The sequence below is a fragment of the Candidatus Viridilinea mediisalina genome (genome assembly GCF_002532535.1).
GTDB lineage: Bacteria > Chloroflexota > Chloroflexia > Chloroflexales > Chloroflexaceae > Viridilinea > Viridilinea mediisalina.
This window is the reverse complement of the sequence record NZ_NQWI01000273.1, coordinates 1-1,487: the sequence shown is the minus strand read 5'-3', so window position 1 is coordinate 1,487 and position 1,487 is coordinate 1. Positions and strand designations below refer to the sequence as shown.

Here is a 1,487-nt window from a genome sequence, read left to right as displayed (position 1 = left end):
ATTGGAGATTGGAGATTGGAGATTGGAGATTGGAGATTGGAGATTGGAGATTGGAGATTGGAGATTGCCGAACATGGTGTTCCAAGCGGCATGCTCAACAGGAGTTGGTCTGCCTTCGTGTCTAGGTACAGTCTAGCATCAATGCGGGCATTTCGCTTGCAACAACCACGCAATTGCGTCCAGACTGTTTCGCCTGATAGAGCGACTTATCGGCGCGGGCGAGCATTGTTGCGGCAGCATAATCATCTGGGTGCCAGATTGCCACACCAAGGCTGAGGGTAACGTAACCATCCGCAACGCCGCCTGGATGACGAATGGCCAATCGTTCCACTGCAATACGTGCCTGCTCGGCGATAGAGTGGGCGCTTGATGCAGCGGTGTTGGGCAGAATCAAGACAAACTCCTCGCCCCCGTAGCGAGCCACAAAGCCATCCGTCTGGCTCGCCACCAATTGTAGCGTATTGGCAACAATCTGTAAGCAGTGGTCACCCGCTTGGTGACCATAGAGATCATTATACGCCTTAAAGTTGTCTACATCACCCAAGATAACTGAAAATGGCCTGTTGTGACGTTGAGCTCGCTTGAACTCATGTTTCAGGTGGGCATCAAAATAGCCACGGTTAAAGACCTGGGTAAGCCCATCGAGTTGCGAACGGGCTTCTAGTTCGGCAAAGGCATGCAGGAGTTGTTGCCCAACAATATGCATCGCCACCAAGCCAACTAACATAATCAGGCTATGGCTGAACAGGATCGGATTCAAGTTGACCGGCGGGGTGCTAAAGGAGACACTGATGCCCCCGCGAATCTCGTTGAGCTGGCTGCCATACTGGGCATGGCAGGTGAGGCAGGAGGCTTCGGCGATGAGCGGTGCCATATAGGTAAAGGTCTGTGCCTGTTGATCCCAGGTATAGAACTCCTGTGCCTGCTGTTCAAAGGCCAAGAGTGCTTGGCGCTCCCAGGCTGTCGCCTGATTACTCGGATTGACCGGCTGTAAGCTACTGATACGAAAGCGCACATCCTGCTTCTCGGCGGCCAAGGCGGCCAGTAGGCGCGTCATGTAGGCCGGATTGACTTTGGTTAAGACGGGGCCATCAGGTGGATAGAGTTCACGGTTGGTGGTATCAAGGTAGGGATTGGGCTGCAGATGGGGCGTAATTGGCGCATAGACGCCCCCAAGCTGCGCGTTCCACTCACGGATGGTAACCACCAAGCCAAAGAACGAACGCGCAACCTTGAGATGCTGCGCTTGGTGGGCATGTCGAAGCTGCCATATATTCCACATGGCAGAGGTTAAGAGGAGCAAGATCCAGCAGATGGCACTGATGGTAATGTAATGCTGCTTCACGCCAACCTCCAGCCTGTAGAGCAGCGTCGCTAGGCCCTGTAATACCATTTACGATTGTAGATTGTAGATTGCAGATTGCAGATTGCAGATTGCAGATTGCAGATTGCAGATTGCAGATTGCAGATTGCAGATTGCAGATTGT

The 1,487-nt window shown here is 52.9% G+C and carries 1 protein-coding gene; it reads right to left on the bottom strand.

The genetic code is table 11. The features are described 5' to 3' along the window. Positions 1-121: 121 nt before the first annotated feature. The gene (locus CJ255_RS21945) at positions 122-1,345 is read right to left on the bottom strand and encodes a diguanylate cyclase (protein WP_165774890.1); all 1,224 of its coding nucleotides are present in this window, start codon (positions 1,343-1,345) and stop codon (positions 122-124) included. Between the last annotated feature and the right edge of the window lie 142 nt (positions 1,346-1,487).